General features: G+C 63.1%; 12 protein-coding genes. 7 read left to right on the top strand and 5 right to left on the bottom strand.

Annotated features, from left to right (window positions below; all coding sequences use genetic code 11):
* Positions 1–35: 35 nt before the first annotated feature.
* Positions 36–1,295: a DNA polymerase IV gene (gene dinB, locus C5F53_RS03855; RefSeq protein WP_105260397.1), complete on the top strand. Its 1,260-nt coding sequence runs from the start codon at positions 36–38 to the stop codon at positions 1,293–1,295.
* A gap of 28 nt (positions 1,296–1,323) precedes the next feature.
* Here dinB and C5F53_RS03860 read toward each other — a convergent pair whose 3' ends face one another.
* Genes C5F53_RS03860 through C5F53_RS03875 form a run of 4 tightly spaced genes read right to left on the bottom strand, consistent with a single transcriptional unit; the run spans position 1,324 to position 5,841 of the window.
* Entirely contained in the window at positions 1,324–3,840 is a 2,517-nt protein-coding gene (locus C5F53_RS03860; protein ID WP_105259978.1) for an ATP-binding protein, read from the bottom strand.
* Between the two features lie 15 nt (positions 3,841–3,855).
* Positions 3,856–4,701 carry an ABC transporter substrate-binding protein gene (locus tag C5F53_RS03865; RefSeq protein ID WP_105259979.1) on the bottom strand — a complete coding sequence of 282 codons (846 nt, stop codon included), beginning with the start codon at positions 4,699–4,701 and terminating at the stop codon, positions 3,856–3,858.
* Between the two features lies 1 nt (position 4,702).
* The gene (locus C5F53_RS03870) at positions 4,703–5,479 is read right to left on the bottom strand and encodes an HD-GYP domain-containing protein (RefSeq protein WP_370446698.1); all 777 of its coding nucleotides are present in this window, start codon (positions 5,477–5,479) and stop codon (positions 4,703–4,705) included.
* Positions 5,476–5,841 carry a response regulator transcription factor gene (locus C5F53_RS03875; protein ID WP_105259980.1) on the bottom strand — a complete coding sequence of 122 codons (366 nt, stop codon included), beginning with the start codon at positions 5,839–5,841 and terminating at the stop codon, positions 5,476–5,478. The genes C5F53_RS03870 and C5F53_RS03875 overlap by 4 nt, the downstream gene beginning before the upstream one ends.
* Positions 5,842–5,961: 120 nt before the next feature.
* Here C5F53_RS03875 and C5F53_RS03880 point away from each other — a divergent pair, with 120 nt between their 5' ends.
* Positions 5,962–6,618: a response regulator gene (locus C5F53_RS03880; protein WP_105259981.1), complete on the top strand. Its 657-nt coding sequence runs from the start codon at positions 5,962–5,964 to the stop codon at positions 6,616–6,618.
* Positions 6,615–7,376 carry a response regulator gene (locus tag C5F53_RS03885; RefSeq protein WP_105259982.1) on the top strand — a complete coding sequence of 254 codons (762 nt, stop codon included), beginning with the start codon at positions 6,615–6,617 and terminating at the stop codon, positions 7,374–7,376. Before C5F53_RS03880 ends, C5F53_RS03885 begins: the two co-directional genes overlap by 4 nt.
* A 6-nt stretch (positions 7,377–7,382) precedes the next feature.
* Here C5F53_RS03885 and C5F53_RS03890 read toward each other — a convergent pair whose 3' ends face one another.
* The gene (locus C5F53_RS03890) at positions 7,383–7,838 is read right to left on the bottom strand and encodes a DUF1569 domain-containing protein (RefSeq protein WP_236635201.1); all 456 of its coding nucleotides are present in this window, start codon (positions 7,836–7,838) and stop codon (positions 7,383–7,385) included.
* Between the two features lie 227 nt (positions 7,839–8,065).
* Between C5F53_RS03890 and C5F53_RS03895 the strand changes: the two genes are divergently transcribed.
* The 4 genes from C5F53_RS03895 (at position 8,066) to C5F53_RS03910 (ending at position 16,072) form a co-directional block, all read left to right on the top strand.
* Positions 8,066–9,625: a PAS domain-containing methyl-accepting chemotaxis protein gene (locus C5F53_RS03895; RefSeq protein WP_105259983.1), complete on the top strand. Its 1,560-nt coding sequence runs from the start codon at positions 8,066–8,068 to the stop codon at positions 9,623–9,625.
* Between the two features lie 30 nt (positions 9,626–9,655).
* Positions 9,656–12,274 carry an EAL domain-containing protein gene (locus C5F53_RS20440; RefSeq protein WP_105259984.1) on the top strand — a complete coding sequence of 873 codons (2,619 nt, stop codon included), beginning with the start codon at positions 9,656–9,658 and terminating at the stop codon, positions 12,272–12,274.
* Between the two features lie 64 nt (positions 12,275–12,338).
* Positions 12,339–13,418 (top strand): TRAP transporter substrate-binding protein, encoded by a 1,080-nt coding sequence (locus C5F53_RS03905; RefSeq protein ID WP_105259985.1) that lies wholly within the window; start codon positions 12,339–12,341, stop codon positions 13,416–13,418.
* A complete protein-coding gene (locus C5F53_RS03910; protein ID WP_105259986.1) occupies positions 13,415–16,072 on the top strand; it encodes an EAL domain-containing protein in 2,658 nt (885 codons plus the stop codon). The genes C5F53_RS03905 and C5F53_RS03910 overlap by 4 nt, the downstream gene beginning before the upstream one ends.
* Positions 16,073–16,109: the final 37 nt, after the last annotated feature.

Genomic DNA, 16,109 nt, shown 5'->3' on the forward strand with positions numbered 1-16,109 from the left:
ATTGTGACACCGGACGCTTGTTATCCTCGGGTGCCATGCGTACCCCAACCCTTCCGATACGCCGTATCGCCCATCTCGACATGGACGCCTTCTACGCGTCGGTGGAGCTGCTGCGTTACCCACAGCTCAAGGGCCTGCCGGTGGTGATTGGCGGTGGACGCCGTGCGCTGGACGATGCACTGCGTGACGCGTACGCCGAGCTGCCGTTGCATGAGATTCCGGTAGCGGCCTTCCCCCTGCTGCGCGACTACACGGGGCGCGGCGTCATCACCACCGCCACCTACGCCGCGCGGCAGTTTGGCGTGGGCTCGGCCATGGGCATGATGAAGGCGGCCAAGCTGTGCCCGCAAGCCATACTGCTGCCGGTGGACTTTGCGCAGTACCGGCACTACTCGCAGCGCTTCAAGGCCATCATCACCGAGATTGCGCCGCTGATGGAAAACCGTGGTGTGGACGAGGTGTATATCGACTTCACCGATGTGCCCGGCGGCCAGCGCGAAGGTGGGCGCGTGCTGGCACGATTGATCCAGAAAGCCATTTTTGACGACACGGGCCTGACCTGCTCGGTGGGCGTGGCACCCAACAAACTGCTGGCCAAGATGGCCAGCGAGTTCAACAAGCCCAACGGCATCGCCATCGTCTACGAGGCCGATGTCGAAACCATGATCTGGCCGCTGGCCTGCCGCAAGATCAACGGCATTGGCCCCAAGGCGGACGCCAAGCTCAAGGGCCATGGCATAGAGACCATCGGCCAGCTCGCGTCCAAAGACCTGCAGTGGCTGATGGACACCTTTGGTCAGCGCACCGGCGCCTGGATGTTTGATGCCGCACGTGGCCGCGACGACCGGCCCATCTCTCTGGAAAGCGAACCGGTCAGCATCAGCCGCGAAACGTCTTTTGAACGCGACCTGCACGCGGTGCGCGACAAGGCCGAGCTGGGCACCATCTTCACGCGCCTGTGCGAGCAACTGGCCGACGATCTGCAACGCAAAGGTTATGTGGGCAAGACGGTTGGCATCAAACTCAAGTACGAAGACTTCACCGCGGTGACGCGTGACATCACGGTAGAACGCCACATTGCCGACGCCAAGGAGATTCGCCGCGTGGCCGGCCTGTGCCTGAAACGCGCACCGCTGCAGAAAAAACTGCGCCTGCTGGGCGTACGCATGGGTGCGCTGCTGAGTGCCGAGGAAGCCCCGAATTACAAGCAAAATAGGCCTCTAGCCCCCGTAGATATTGCGCAAACAGCTATCAATTCAGGAGCAGAAGACACCCTAACGGGGCAGCTTTTCTGAGTGTGCGGGGCGCCAGAATGGCCGGGGCTCAATACAGGGAGTGGAAATCTGTCTCGCGCTGCGCACTGCGTCGTGCAGGCAGGTAGATGCGGAAGGTGGCACCACCCTCTGCGGCGTTGTCCGCCACGATGCGGCCACCGTGGGCCTCCATGATGGTCTTGCAAATGGCCAGCCCCAATCCCGTGCCGCCAGAACCGTCCTGCGTGCGGCTGGATTGCACAAAGGCTTCAAAAATGCGTTCCAGCTCCGTCGACGGAATGCCCGCGCCATGGTCCCGCACGCTGATGCAGATGTGCTCATCACTGGTCAGGTAGCCGTTGATCTCAATCGCGCTCTGCTGCGGTGCGAACTTGATGGCGTTGGCAAGCACATTGCGCACCACCTGCGCAAAGCGTACTGGGTCAACTTTGGCAATCAGCGGCATGGGGCCCAACTGGGCATCCACCTCCAGACCCTTGGCCTGGATTTGTGGCGCCAGCTCCTGCAGCACTGGTGCGATAAGGCCCCGAACATCCGTACGCTCCAGATTGACCACACCCAGGGTGCTGGCAATCTTGGAAACATCCAGCAAATCGTTGACCAGTGCCAGCATGCGTGCGCCCGCCGCATGGATATCGGTAAACATGCCCATCAGCCGGGGTTGGTCCTTGCCACGCATCATGCCCAGCTCGGAGAAACCCAGAATGGACTGCAGTGGCGTGCGCAGTTCATGGCTGATGTTGGCAATGAAATCAGACTTGGTGCGGGACGACTCCTCCGCCGCATGCCGGGCGGCGTCCTTGGCACGTTCGGCAGCCCGAAATTCACTCACATCCATCATGGTGCTCAGCAAGCCACCGTTGGCATGTTGGTCGTCACCGGGCAAGACCACTTTGGTGATGATCACCTCGCGCAGGCTGCCATCGCGGTGCCGAACCGTGGATTCGTAACGCAAGGTGCCCCCTGAACGCCAAACCTGGGCATCCTTTTCAGCATGAAAGGCCGCATCGGCAGGCACCATGAAGTCGCTTGCCGTCTGCGCCATCACCTTGCTGCGCTGCAATCCGGTGAAGTCCTCCCAGGCCCGATTGACCGAAACATAACGGCCATAACGGTCAAAGGTGGCTACGGGCAGCGGGCTGATCTCCAGCAGAAAGGCGACAAAGTCAAGCTGGTGCTGCAACGCACTTTCGGCAGCCAGCCGCTCGGTGACATCCACCGCACTGCCGGCAAAACCGATGATCTGCTCGCCCTCCCACAGCGGCACCACCGCAACATCAAAGCGATGCAGACTGCCATCGCTGGCCCGCATGCTGGCAGTTTGCGTGCGCACGGGGGCCGTGTTATCCAGCGCAAAGAGCTGGGCCACACCTGCGCGGTCCGCCTCACACACCCATTCCGTCAAGGCGTGGTTCTCCGCCTGCGCCACGCTATGGCCCGTCATGTTGACCCAACGCTCGTTGACATAGGTAAGGACGCCTGAAGGATCGGTGCGAAAAAGCAGTTCCTGGACACTTTTGACCAGCACATGCAAATCATGTTCTTTGCGGGCCACCTCTGCGCGGGCACGCAGCAAGGCCACCAAACCCTGCTCGCGGGCACGCAAGCTGCGGCGAATACCCACGGTCATGAGCCCCAAAAACAGTACCGAAACCACCGCGGCGGCCATGAACCAGCGCACCGAGGTGAGCCAGTGCTCGCGTGTGGCGCTTAAAGGCTGCTCCACCACCACCACCAAGGGGCGGCTTTTGGAAAGCCGGAAAGACACCACTTGGGCACCAGGCGAGGCCCCCTCCCCCTCGTAAGTGAAATGCTCGGTAGAGGGTAAAAACTTGCTGAATACCGGGTGCTTGCCAAACAAGGTGCCGGGGCTCGCGGCTCTTGGCCCGCTGCTGACCAGGACCTCACCCTGGTAGTTCAACAGGTACACACTGTCCTTCTGCTCCCCCAGGGTGAGGAGTTGGAAGCCGGACAAAAAGTCCGGATTGATCAGTGCGATGAGAAGCAGCGCCTTGCCGTCCATCGTCCGTAAACTGCGGCTGAAGGGAATAAAGCCTATGCCGGTGGCAGAGGACGGGGTAGCGAGCGCCATGGCGCTGAGCCCCCGTCCGCGCTGGTAGACGCCCAAGGCTTCACGACCAGGCTCGGCCACGGTGCCCAGCCGGTCCAGCGGGACCGTCAGGCCCACATCGCTGGCTGCCGTACTGGCCAACACCTGGCCTTTTTCATCCAGCAAGTGCAGGCTGCGTACAAAAGGAAGCGCTGCCAAGGCCTGTGCCAGCAAAGGGTCTGCTTTGTGCTGTTGCGCCATGTCAGGGGCATGCAACTGCCCGCCGATGTAGGTCAGCACCAGCGAGGATGTCTCCACCGTGCGGGTCGCATGGTCTTCCATCACCCGCGCTTCAAGCGCGCTCCGTGCCCGGTCTGATTCGAGTACTTCCTGGTACTCGTACGAACCCAGCCATACCACCGCAGCAACCACGGCCAGCGACAGCACGAGCCCAAAAGCAGTTGCCAGCGCCGACATGCGGCGCAAGGTGTGAGGAGAAAACTCGGACTCGTGCATGTGCCGCTACGAAAGCTATTCGTTCACCACAATCGGCAGCAAGCCATGGCGGGTAGCGGCTGCGCGCAGACGTCCATCCTTTTTGATGCGGGCCACAAATCCGTCGATCACGGCCAGCCAGGCGTCATCCCCCGGCTTGACGGCATACCCGTAGGGCAACACCGAGAAAGGCGCGGGGGGCGCAATCAACTTGGCCCAGTCGGCATTGCTGAGCAAGCGGCGGCTGTAGGGAAAATCGGTCATAAAAACATCGATGCGCCCCGCCTCCAGCTCACGCTCCCGCGTCAGGGGCGGCTTGATGACAACCATCTCGGCCTGTGTCAGCTTGGCTTTCATGACCGGCTCCATGAATGTGCCGCCCTGCACGCCCACCAGCACCCCGGGCTGATCAATGTCGGACCATTGGCGCACCGTGCGGTTGCTCTTCGTGCTGATGGCGTAAATGTCGCTTTGCATGTAGGGCCGCGAGAATTTCAGATGCTGCATGCGCTGGGCCAGCATGCCCACGGCAAACATGGCCACATCGCACCGGTCGGTGGTCACATCGTCCACCAAAGTGACGAACGAGGAATCCACATATTGCACATTGACCTTGAGGTCTTTGCCCAACTCTGAGGACAGGTCGATGTCCACGCCTTCGAGCTGCTGGGTATTGGGGTTGCGATGGCTGACACCAAAGTAATCGGGCCAGATGCACACCCGCACACTGCCGGTCGCCTTGACCCGGTCCAGCACACCGGCTGCAGTGGCAGGATGTGTTGCTAACATTCCAGCAACTGCAGACACCGCCCAGACCAGCCGCGTGGACTTTTGGGCCAAGCGTTGCCAAGGTTGCGCAGGGGTTTCTTGTTTCTTAGCCATCCTAAACTCCTCCACTGACCAAATCCGAATAACTCAAGTGGCTGGCGTTGATACGCTCGCGCAGGGCATTGAGTTCCACAGCGTTTTCCAAGAATGTATCCACAATCGCCGGGTCAAACGCATTCCCGCGCTGCTCCCGCAACATCGCCAGAGCCACGTCCACGGACATGGCCGGACGGTACACGCGGTCCATGGTCAAAGCATCAAAAAAATCAACCACTGCCACGATGCGGCCAGACAGCGGTATGGCCTGACCCGCCAAGCGGGACGGGTAACCACTGCCATCCCAGCGTTCATGGTGCGAAAGGGCCAACTCCGCAGCCAGCTGAAACAACGGTATGCGTGAACGACCCAGTATTTCTGCACCCATGCGGGAGTGTTCGTTCATGATGGCACGCTCTTGCACATCAAAGGCTCCCGGCTTCTTGAGCACACTGTCGGGAATGCCTATCTTGCCTATGTCGTGCATGGGGGCCGCTTTGCGCAGCATGGCTGCTTTGGCCGGAGACTCGCCAAGCAGCAGAGCCAGTGCCTCAGACAGAAATCCGATGCGGATGATGTGCACGCCGGTATCGTCGTCTTTCAGGTCAGCGGCCAGCGAGAGGCGAAACAGCGCCTCGTGGTGCGCGTGGGCCACTTCATTCAGCGCATCGTTGCGTTCGCGATACATACGGCCAAAGTCGCCCACCAGTCGCTCCATCTGCATCGAAGCCTCCAAGGAGAAACTGTTGCTTGCGCCGGGTGCCTCCGGCAGGCCGGGTGAGGGCTCGCCAATCATGCCGCCTCCCACTGGGCGTTGATCGTTTCTATCAGGGCCAGCGGGCTAAAGGGTTTGACCAGGTAGGCATCGGCGCCGGCCTGCATTCCGGCTTCGAAATCCTCACTGCGCCCCCGCGCTGACAACAGCACCACGCGAGGTGCTTTGTATTGAAGCTTGACCATGGAACACACGTCCAGACCATTGAGACCGCCAGGCATCATCACGTCGAGCAGCAACAGATCGGGCTCGAACTCCTGGGCCATGGCCAGCGCAGAGTCCCCGTCCACGGCCTCGCGAATCTCGTAGTTATCAAACTCCAGCGTCATGCGGATCAGGCGCCGGATGTCGGCGTGGTCTTCCACAATCAAAATCTTTTTCATAAGCCATATCCGCACACAAGGCGGTACCGTTGTTCTGTATCAATGCACGAATCATATGTATCATTTTTATCATTTGCAATCAATTTTTGTCAAAGTTGATGTTTTTGGTAGACTTATTTGATGCAATCAAACAATTCCTCCCCTTCTGCGCTAGCCACAGACGACCACGTCACTACGCTGGAAGCCGCACGCCTGCTGGGCCTGGCGGTACGCTCCGTCCAGTTGATGGTGGACCGGGGCGAGCTGGAGGCCTGGAAAACACCCGGCGGGCACCGGCGCATCGCCCGTGCCTCCGTAGAGCGATGGCGCCAGGGCGAGCGTGCGACGGTGCCGCCGGCGCATACACCCTCCAACACGCCGCGCGCGAACCCAGCGCCAGGCGAGCGCGCCGCCCGGGTGCTGCTGATCGAGGACTCGGTTCACTTCCAGAACCTGATCAAGCTGCTACTGGGCCAACAATTCCCCCAGGTAGAGTTGTTGACCGCCAGCGACGGTATTGCGGGCCTGGCCATGGTCGGGCAGTACCAGCCCGATGTGCTGATGGTGGACATCCTCCTGCCAGGTATTGACGGGGCTGCACTGATTACCAGCCTGCGCGCCATGCCGCAGTTTCAGTCCATGCAAATCATCGTGGTGACCTCGCTGGACACGCAGCAACTGGCCCCGTATGCGTTTGCCCTGCAAGGCATTGCGGTCGTACACAAACCGCAGCTCGTAGGCCAGCTCCCCAGCCTGCTGAGCGCGTGCCTGCAGCAACTATCGGGGCCGCGCGGATGACCCAGAAGCGCCCCCGCATTCTTCTGGTCGATGACGACCCAGCCTTGCGGCGTTTTGTGCAGATGGCGCTCGAAGACATGCCGGTGGACCTGGTCGCCTGCGACAGTGTGAACGCCGCCGTGCAGGTGCTGCAGCAGGGAACGGTACAGACCATCGTGACCGACCTCATGATGCCCGGCGAATCCGGGCTGGGCTTGCTGCAGCGCCTGAAAGACCAGCCTGCGTTGCGCGGCACGGCGCGGGTTGTGATCCTCAGCGCCGGGCTGACAACGGCCAAACGCGAGCAGCTGGCGCACATGGGGGTATGGTCCATGTTGGACAAACCGGTGTCTGTGGTGCAGCTGATAACCTGCATGGAGGAGGCGCTGGCGCCCCCTGCCGCCCCGGCACCGCGCCCTGAAGCTGCGGCTGCAGTGGTGGCACGCTGGCCTGAAAACACCGAACGCGCCCATGCCCAAACGGCAATTGACCTGTTTTTCGCAGGCAATGGCGAACTGTTCCGAAGCTACCGTGCAAGCTGCCTGGCCCAGTTTCCACACGATGTGCAAACCGGCGATGCGGCCTGGGAAGCGCTTGACCTGGTGGCCCTGCGGCACTTGGCGCACAACTTCAAGTCAGTGCTGCGCATGCTGGGTTACCCCGCCTTGAGCACCCAGGCACAGGCCCTCGAAGAAAACTGCGCCCTGGGCCAAACGGCTCCCGCCATGGACGGCTGGCAGACACTGCGCACCGGCTTGCTGGCCCTGGGCAAACCCTGAAAACCCTCAGGCCACCAAGATCTCGTCCTGGTGGTTGGCAATGTGCAGCGCATGCGCCAGCGCAAAGTCGGTGCGGCTCAGCGCGCCATAGGCAAAGTGCGGTTGCAGCGGGCCGGTATGGGCCTGAAAACGCTGTACCGCCGTGCGCAGGCGGGCCACGCCGGGTTTCCAGCCCTCGGTCTGCGGCAAGCTTGGCGCACCGGGGATGGGTTCGGTCAATCCATGCGTCATCTGGCCGCGCAAGCGGAACACCGCAAACGCAGCCGAACCCAGCGTGGCCTGAAACAGCGTGCTTTTGGGCTCGGGAAAACCATCCAGACTCATGTCCACACTCTGCGCCATGTGCTCCAGCACGGCGGACATCTTCCAGGCCGTGCCGCTGTGCACCAGGGTGGCGCGGTCCAGCTTGTCCAGCCAGCGCAGCACATCGTCCAGCGACTGGACCTTGGGGGTATCGGCCATGGTGGCTCCGGTGGTGAAAGCGAGGGGAGTGATGAGGAAGTGACGGCGTTGCATGGCAAAAATCATACCGCCTGCCTGACTGGAAGCCCGACTGGAAAAAGCTTGATCCAAGTCAATTAAGCAGCACACCCCACCCGATCCAGGTTGACGTGCCCCCCGAGATTGTTGCTAAATGTTTTTGCGGTTGATCAAGAACAGTTTGTCTAAACAACTAGGGAGAAGATCTGATGCGCACCAACCTACCGGTAACCCAGCGGGAGTACGAGTACCCGGCCGACCAGATGCTGGTGTCCATGACGGACACCAAGGGCATCATCACCCATTGCAACCATGCTTTTGTAGAAACCAGTGGGTTCACCTACGAAGAACTCATAGGCCAACCCCACAATCTGGTGCGCCACCCCGACATGCCGCCCGAGGCCTACAAGGACATGTGGCAAACCATAGGCCACGGCCACCCCTGGACCGCCCTGGTCAAAAACCGCCGCAAAAACGGCGACCACTACTGGGTGCAGGCCAACGTCACCCCGATTTTGGAAAACGGCAAGCCCAAGGGTTACATGTCGGTGCGCATCAAACCCAGCCGCCAGGACACCCAGGCTGCCGAAGCGCTGTACGCCCAGATGCGGGCCGATGCACAACAAGGCGGTGGATCGATCTACCTGCGTGGTGGCGAGGTGCGCTACAAAGGCCCGCGCGGCTGGTTTAGCGCCCTCACGCGCATTACCCTGACGGCCCGCCTGGGTCTGGCCCTGCTGGGCATGACCCTGCTGGCCATGGTTCCGCAGTTCCTGGGCATGCAGGGCTGGCAGGCGGTTGCCGCACAGCTTGCCTCTCTGTTGCTAGGGGCGGGCTGCGTACTGGCCTGGTTCCAGCTGCGCTTTGCCGCCGCGATTGGTGCGGCCGAAACCTTTGCCGATGACCTGGCCGGCTGCAACCTGACCACCACGGTGGACGGCCAGTACCCGCCGCCCCTGGGCACCATGATTCGCGCACTGCGGCAGATCCAGATCAATCTGCGCGCCGTGGTGGGCGATGTGCGTGGGGAGATTGCGATCTTCACGCGCTCCGCCGCCGAGATTGCCGAGGGCGGCATGGACCTGTCCTCGCGCACCGAATCCCAGGCCAGCAGCCTGGAAGAAACCGCCGCCTCGATGGAAGAGCTCTCCAGCACCGTCAAGCAAACCGCCGAGACGGCCAACCGGGTGTCGGGCCAAAGCGCCAAGAGCACCGACATTGCCACCCAAGGCGGTGCAGCCGTGCACCAGGTGAGCCAGGCCATGCAGGCCATTGACGCGTCCTCCGGCAAGATGCGCGACATCATTGGGGTGATCGAGGGGATTGCCTTCCAGACCAACATCCTCGCGTTGAACGCGGCGGTGGAAGCCGCACGTGCTGGGGAACAAGGGCGCGGCTTTGCCGTGGTGGCCACCGAGGTACGGGCCCTGGCCCAGCGCAGCGGCGTGGCGGCCAAGGAGATTCGTGAGCTGATTGCCCAATCGTCCGAGCAAATTTCGGCCGGTTACCAGCAGATGACCGGCGCCGGCCGCACCATTGACGAGGTGGTGAAGTCCGTCAAAGAGGTGGGCGAGTTGATCCAGCAAATCAGCAACGCCACCAAAGAGCAAGCGGTGGGGATTGCGCAGGTGAATGAAGCCGTCACCCAGCTCGACACCGTGACCCAGCAAAACGCAGCGCTGGTGGAGGAATCGGCCGCCTCCGCAGCGGGCCTGAATTCCAGCGCCGCCACCCTGGCGCGTTCGGTGCAGGTGTTCAAGCTGCCATAAGCAGGGGTCAACACGGCTACAGTGTTGACCATGCCCGCTTCGCTGATCAACACCCTCCCCCCTGGCGATCTGCAGCGCCTGCTGGACGCGGTGCCGGTGCCGCTGTTCATCAAAAATGCGCAGGGCGAAGTGCTGTTTCTGAACCAAGCCTGGCGCAACACGCTGGCGCTGGGCGATGCCCCCATGGCGCCCAGCACCGACGCGGCGTTTTTCACCCCCGCCCAAATGGCGCGTTTTGCGGCCCAGGACCAGGCGGCCTTCGCCCAGGGCCATGCCATCAGCAACGAAGACCTGGTCTGGCAAGCCGATGCAGTGCACCGCCGCCGCATGCACACCACGCTGGCCCCGGTCTTTGATGCCGCGGGTGCGCCGCAGTTTCTGGTGGGTACCACCCAAGACATCACCGAACAACGGCACCTGGAGCAGCAAGCCCACTCCGAACGCAAGCTGCTGGAAATGCTGGTCAGCCAGGCCACGCTGGGCGACATCATGCACAGCTTCATCACCGACTTTGAGGCCACCTTTGCGGACGTGCACTGCTCGGTGCTGCTGCTGGACGACGATGGCGTGCACCTGCGCCACGGTGCCGCCCCCAGTCTGCCCGCCGCCTACTGCGCGGCGCTGGACGGCACGGCCATTGGCTTGGGGGTGGGCTCCTGCGGCACGGCGGCTTTCACGGGCCAGGACGTGCTGGTGGCCGACATTGCCAACGACCCCATCTGGGCCGCGTTTCGTGACCTAGCGCTGGGCCACGGGCTCAAAGCCTGCTGGTCCATCCCGATCCGATCTTCGCAGGGTCGCACACTGGGCACCTTTGGCAATTACTACCAACATGTGCGCTCGCCCTCACAGGCCGAGCTGGGGGCCATCCAGCGCAGTGCTTACTTGCTGGGCCTGGCCATCGAGCGGGACCGCAACCTGCGCCACATGGACGCCACCCGGCACGCGCTAGAGGATGCCGGACGCTACCGCCAGGCGATTCTGGACAGCATGGTGGACGGCCTGCTCACGGTGGACCGGTGGGGGCGCATCCTGAGCCACAACAATGCCGCCGGCCACATGCTGGGGCTGCAGGCCCCTCGGGCGGAGCCAGGGCCGCTGTCGGATCTGCTGGCCACCCCCACCGACGTTCTGGCGCTGCTACAAGAGGTAGACAGCCTGGGCGGTAGCGGCAAAACCGTGGAAGCCCGGGCCCACCACCACAACGGGCACACGTTTCCGGTGAGCCTGTCTTTCTCCAAAATCCCGCATGCCACACACCAGAGTTACGTGGTGCTGCTGCGCGACATCACCCAGCAGCGCCAGGACGAGGAAGAAATCCGCCGCTTGGCGTTCTACGACCCGCTGACCGGCCTGCCCAACCGCCGCCTGCTGCTGGACCGGGTGCGCCACGCCATGGCCAACGCCGCACGGTTGCAGCAGCATGGCTCGCTGATGTTTCTGGACCTGGACCACTTCAAGGTGCTCAACGACACCCTGGGCCACGACGTGGGCGACGAACTGCTGCAGCAGGTAGCCACACGCCTGCGCAGCTGTGTGCGCGACGGGGACAGTGTGGCCCGCCTGGGCGGTGATGAGTTTGTGGTGCTGCTCGAAGGCCTGAACGCCCACGCCAGCGAGGCCGCCACCCAGGCCGAGCTGGTGGCCCACAAGATTCTGGAAACCCTGGCCCAGCCCTACAGCCTGCGCCAACACAGCTACAGCAGCACACCCAGCATTGGCATTGTGGTGTTCATGCAAGACGTAGAGAGCATGGACGACCTGCTTAAAAAAGCCGATGTCGCCATGTACCAGGCCAAAGCCGCCGGGCGCAACACCGCACGCTTCTTCGACCCCGTGATGCAGGCCGCCGTGGCCACCCACGCCGAGCTGGCCAAGGAAATTCGCCAGGGCCTGCAGCGCCAGGAGTTTGTCCTGCACTACCAGGTACAGGTGGACCAGCAGGGGCGCTGCCTGGGCGTGGAGGCCCTGGTGCGCTGGAACCACCCCACACGCGGCTTGGTAGCACCCAACCAGTTCATCGGGCTGGCCGAAGAGACCGGCATGATCCTGCCGCTGGGCCAGTGGGTGCTGGAAACCGCCTGCGCCCAGCTGCTGGCCTGGAGCCAGCAGCCTGCCACCGCCCACTGGACCGTGGCCGTCAACGTGAGCGCATCACAACTCGCGCAGACGGAATTTGTCTGCAGCGTGGGCAGGGCTCTGCGCCAGTCGGGCGCGCCGGCGACACAACTCAAGCTCGAAATCACCGAAAGCATGTTGGTCAACGACATGGAAGACATCATTGAGAAGATGGGTGCCATCCAGGCGCTGGGGGTGAGTTTCTCGCTGGACGACTTTGGCACCGGGTACTCCTCGCTGTCTTACCTCAAGCGTCTTCCGCTGTCGCAGCTCAAGATCGACCAGTCTTTTGTGCGCGATGTGCTGACCGACCCCAGCGATGCGGTGATTGCGCGCACTGTGGTGGCGCTGGGCCACAGCTTGGGCCTGCATGTGATTGCCGAAGGCGTGGAGTCGGCAGCCCAGCGCGACGCGCTGGCCGAGATGGGCTGCGACGCCTTTCAGGGCTACTTTTTGGGCCGCCCGGCACCCGCACGGGAACTAGGTGTTCAGGCGCTGGCAGACCCGCTAGACTTGGCGCCAGGAAGATAACCGGGCCCAAGCTGTGCCACAGAGCGCAAGCAGGTCAGCACCCGACCAAGCGCGAAAGGTCGTCATGAACACACACACCACCGCGGGCTTACGCACCCTGGCACTGGCACTGGCACTGGGGAGCGCGCTGACCGCCTGGGCGCAAACCCCCAGCAGCCCCGCGCCGCCCCAAAAACTGCGCATTGTGGGCGGGCTGGCCGGTCTGAACCAGTACACCCGCAACGAAGAACCGTTCTGGACCAAGGAGCTGCCGCGCCTGACGCAGGGCCGCTACACCGCCGAAATTGCGCCGTTTGACCGTGCTGGCGTGCCGGGCACCGAAATGCTGCGCCTCATCCAACTGGGGGTGGTGCCCTTTGGCACGGCATTGCTGAGCAATATCTCGGCCCAGTACCCCGAGTACGCGGCCCCCGACCTGGCGGGCCTGAACCCCAACATTGCCACACTGCGCAAAACCCTGGCGGCGTTTCGCCCTTACCTTGAAAAATCGCTGCGCGAGCGCCATGACATCGAGGTACTGGCGGTATACGTGTACCCGGCGCAGGTACTGTTTTGCAAACGTGCATTGGCCTCGCTGACCGATCTGCAGGGCCGGCGCGTGCGCGTGTCGTCTGCCACCCAAGCCGACTTCATGACCGCACTGGGTGCCATCCCGGTACTGGTGGGCTTTGCACAGCTCTTGCCCAATATGGCCTCGGGCAACACCGAGTGCGCCATCACGGGCACCATGTCTGGCAATCTGCTGGGCCTGCATGAGGTCACCACCCATGTGCACACCCTGCCGGTGACCTGGGGCCTGGCCGTGTTTGGCGCCAACCTGGCCGCCTGGCAGGCCCTGCCCGGTGACCTGCGGGCGGTGCTCTCACACGAGCTGCCCAAGCTGGAAACCGCCATCTGGGCCGAGAGCGAACGCGAAACCGCCGAAGGCCTGGCCTGCAACCGCGGCCAACCCAGCTGCACCACTGCCCGCAAGGGCAGCATGACCGAAGTGGCCAGCACCAAGGAAGACGAGCGCTGGCGCAAGGAAATTCTTGTGGGCACGGTGCTGCCGCGCTGGTTGCAGCGCTGCAACCAGCGTTGCAAAGAGTTGTGGGACCAAACCATCGGACAGGCCCACGGCATCGTGGCACCACCCCCCAAGTGACACGACTGGTATCGTCCCGCGCTACCCGGGCCGTCATCGGTTCGGTGCTGTTTTTTGCCATCACCGTGGTGGTACTGGCCGCACTGCTGGTGCGCGACAACTACCGCACCACGCTGGCCAACAGCGAGGGCCAGGCCCTGCGTTTTGTGGCTGGCGCCGAGGCCGCCGTCAACCGCAACCTGCTGGGTGTGGACGTGTTGCTGGCCAGCCTGGACAACCTGCTTGGCCTGTCCAACCTGCAGCGCGAATGGATTGATGGCCCGCTGGCCAGCCGCCTGATCCAGGGGGCGCTGCGGCAAAACCTGCTGGTGCGCCATGTGGCCTTGCTGGACGCGCAGGGCCAGATGCTCGCATCGTCCGACCCACGCGGCGCCGAACTGGTGTTGGCCACGCCAGAAGGCTTTGTTGCGCAGGCGCTGAACCAGCCGGTCTCCAGCCTGGCCATCAGCGCGCCGGTGGTGAACTTCAACAGCTCCGAACAGGTCATGTACCTGGCACGCCACATCCGCCTGGCCGATGGCTCCAAGGTGCTGGCCATCGCCGAGGTGCAGGTGTCCCTGCTCGCCACCATCCTGGTGCAGGGTGTGGACATTGAACGGCTGGAGGCCACGCTGGAGCGTGGCAACGGCCAGCTGCTGGCCAGCGTGCCGGCCATGGACTCGCTCTCTGGCACGCTGCTAAAGCCCGCGCTGGGCGGGCGGGCCACGCTAGCCGGCGCGCTGCGCATGCCGGCACGCCTGAGTGGTGCCCCCGCCCTGGTGGTGCAGCGCAATATGCTGTACCACGACATTCTCATCACGGCCAGCATTCCCATGGACACGGTGCTGGGCGAGTGGCGACGCGAGAGCTGGCTGATGGCCGGCGTCACCACTGTGTTTGTGCTGATGATTCTGGGGGCCGGCGCCGTGGCGCTGCGTTACCTGGAGCAGATGGCCCAGGCCCAGCGGTCCATCTCGGAGGCCAAGTCCACCCTGGACCAGGCGCTGGAGTCGATGGACAACGGTTTTCTGCTGCTGGACGCACAACACCGCGTGCTGAGCTGGAACCGGCGCTACCTGGAAATCTACCCCTGGCAGCGCGAACACATTGCTGTGGGCACACCGTTTGAAACCATGCTGACCGCCACCGCCCGCATGACACTGCCGCAGGCCAGCGACGAGGCTCGGCGGGAGTGGGTTTTGGAGCGCATGGCCCTGCTGCACAAGCGCCTGCACAGCCACGAGCGCAACCTGCCTGGTGGCCATGTGATCGAGATCACTGAACGCTCCACCGCCGCCGGTGGCGTGGTCATCGTTTACCAGGACGTGACCCACATCCGCCGCGCCAGCGCCGAGATCGAGCAGCTCGCGTTTTTTGACCCGCTGACCGGCCTGCCCAACCGCCGCCTGCTGAGCGACCGGCTGCAGCAAGCCATCATGGCCAGTGCGCGCAACGGCTACAGGGGGGCGCTGTTGTTCATGGACCTGGACCACTTCAAGACCCTGAACGACACGCTGGGCCACGACATAGGCGACCTGCTGCTGCAGCAAGTGGCCCAGCGCGTGAAGGCCTGTGTGCGCGAGACCGACACGGTGGCCCGCCTGGGTGGCGACGAGTTTGTGGTGATGCTGCAAGACCTGAGCATGCACGCCATGGAAGCCGCATCACAAGCCAAGATGGTGGGTGACAACATACTGGCTGCGCTGAACGAACCCTACGAGCTCAACGGCACCGTGTACCGCAGCACCTGCAGCGTGGGCGCCACGCTGTTTGGCGCCACCCAGCAGCCCAGTTCTGACCTGCTCAAGCAAGCCGACATTGCCATGTACCAGGTGAAAAATGCGGGGCGCAATGCGCTGTGCTTTTTTGACCCCCAAATGCTGGCAGCCATCGAGTCGCGTGCCGAGCTGGAGCGCGACCTGCGCCAGGCACAGGCACTGGACCAGTTCCAGCTGCACTATCAGTTGCAGGTCACCCGCGAAGGCGAACCCGTCGGGGCCGAGGCCCTGGTGCGCTGGAGCCACCCGGTGCGCGGCATGGTGTCCCCCCTGACATTTATTGGCCTGGCCGAAGAGACCGGGCTCATCGTGCCACTGGGGGCGTGGGTGCTGCGCACCGCCTGTGCGCAACTTGCACTGTGGGCGCAACACCCTTTGCGCGCCGAGCTGCAAATGGCGGTGAACGTGAGCGCACTCCAGTTCCGGCAAGAAGACTTTGTGGACCTGGTGCGCACCGCACTGCAAGACACCGGCGCCAACCCGCACCTGCTCAAGCTGGAGCTGACCGAAAGCCTGGTGCTGGACAACGTGCAAGACACGATTGAAAAAATGCAGGCCCTGAAGGCGCTGGGCCTGCGTTTTTCGATGGACGACTTTGGCACCGGCCAGTCCTCGCTAACCTACCTGACCCGGCTGCCGCTGGACCAGCTCAAGATCGACCAGTCCTTCATCCGTAACCTGGGTGAGCAGGCCGCCGACGCCGTGATGGTGCAAACCATCATCGGCATGGCAGAAACCCTGGGGCTGGAGGTGATTGCCGAAGGGGTGGAAACCGAAGACCAGCGCGACTTTCTGGCTGCCCACGGCTGCCACCTCTTCCAGGGCTACCTGTTTGCGCGGCCTCTGCCTGCCGCCGGGCTGGAAGTCTTGCTGAATCAGAAGGAAATCGCGGCCTAGCGCCCGCGCCATCTGCGCAAGCAGCTCCTAAAACAAT

Source organism: Rhodoferax sp. TS-BS-61-7 (genome assembly GCF_002943465.1).
In the GTDB taxonomy this organism is placed as follows: Bacteria; Pseudomonadota; Gammaproteobacteria; order Burkholderiales; family Burkholderiaceae_C; genus Allorhodoferax.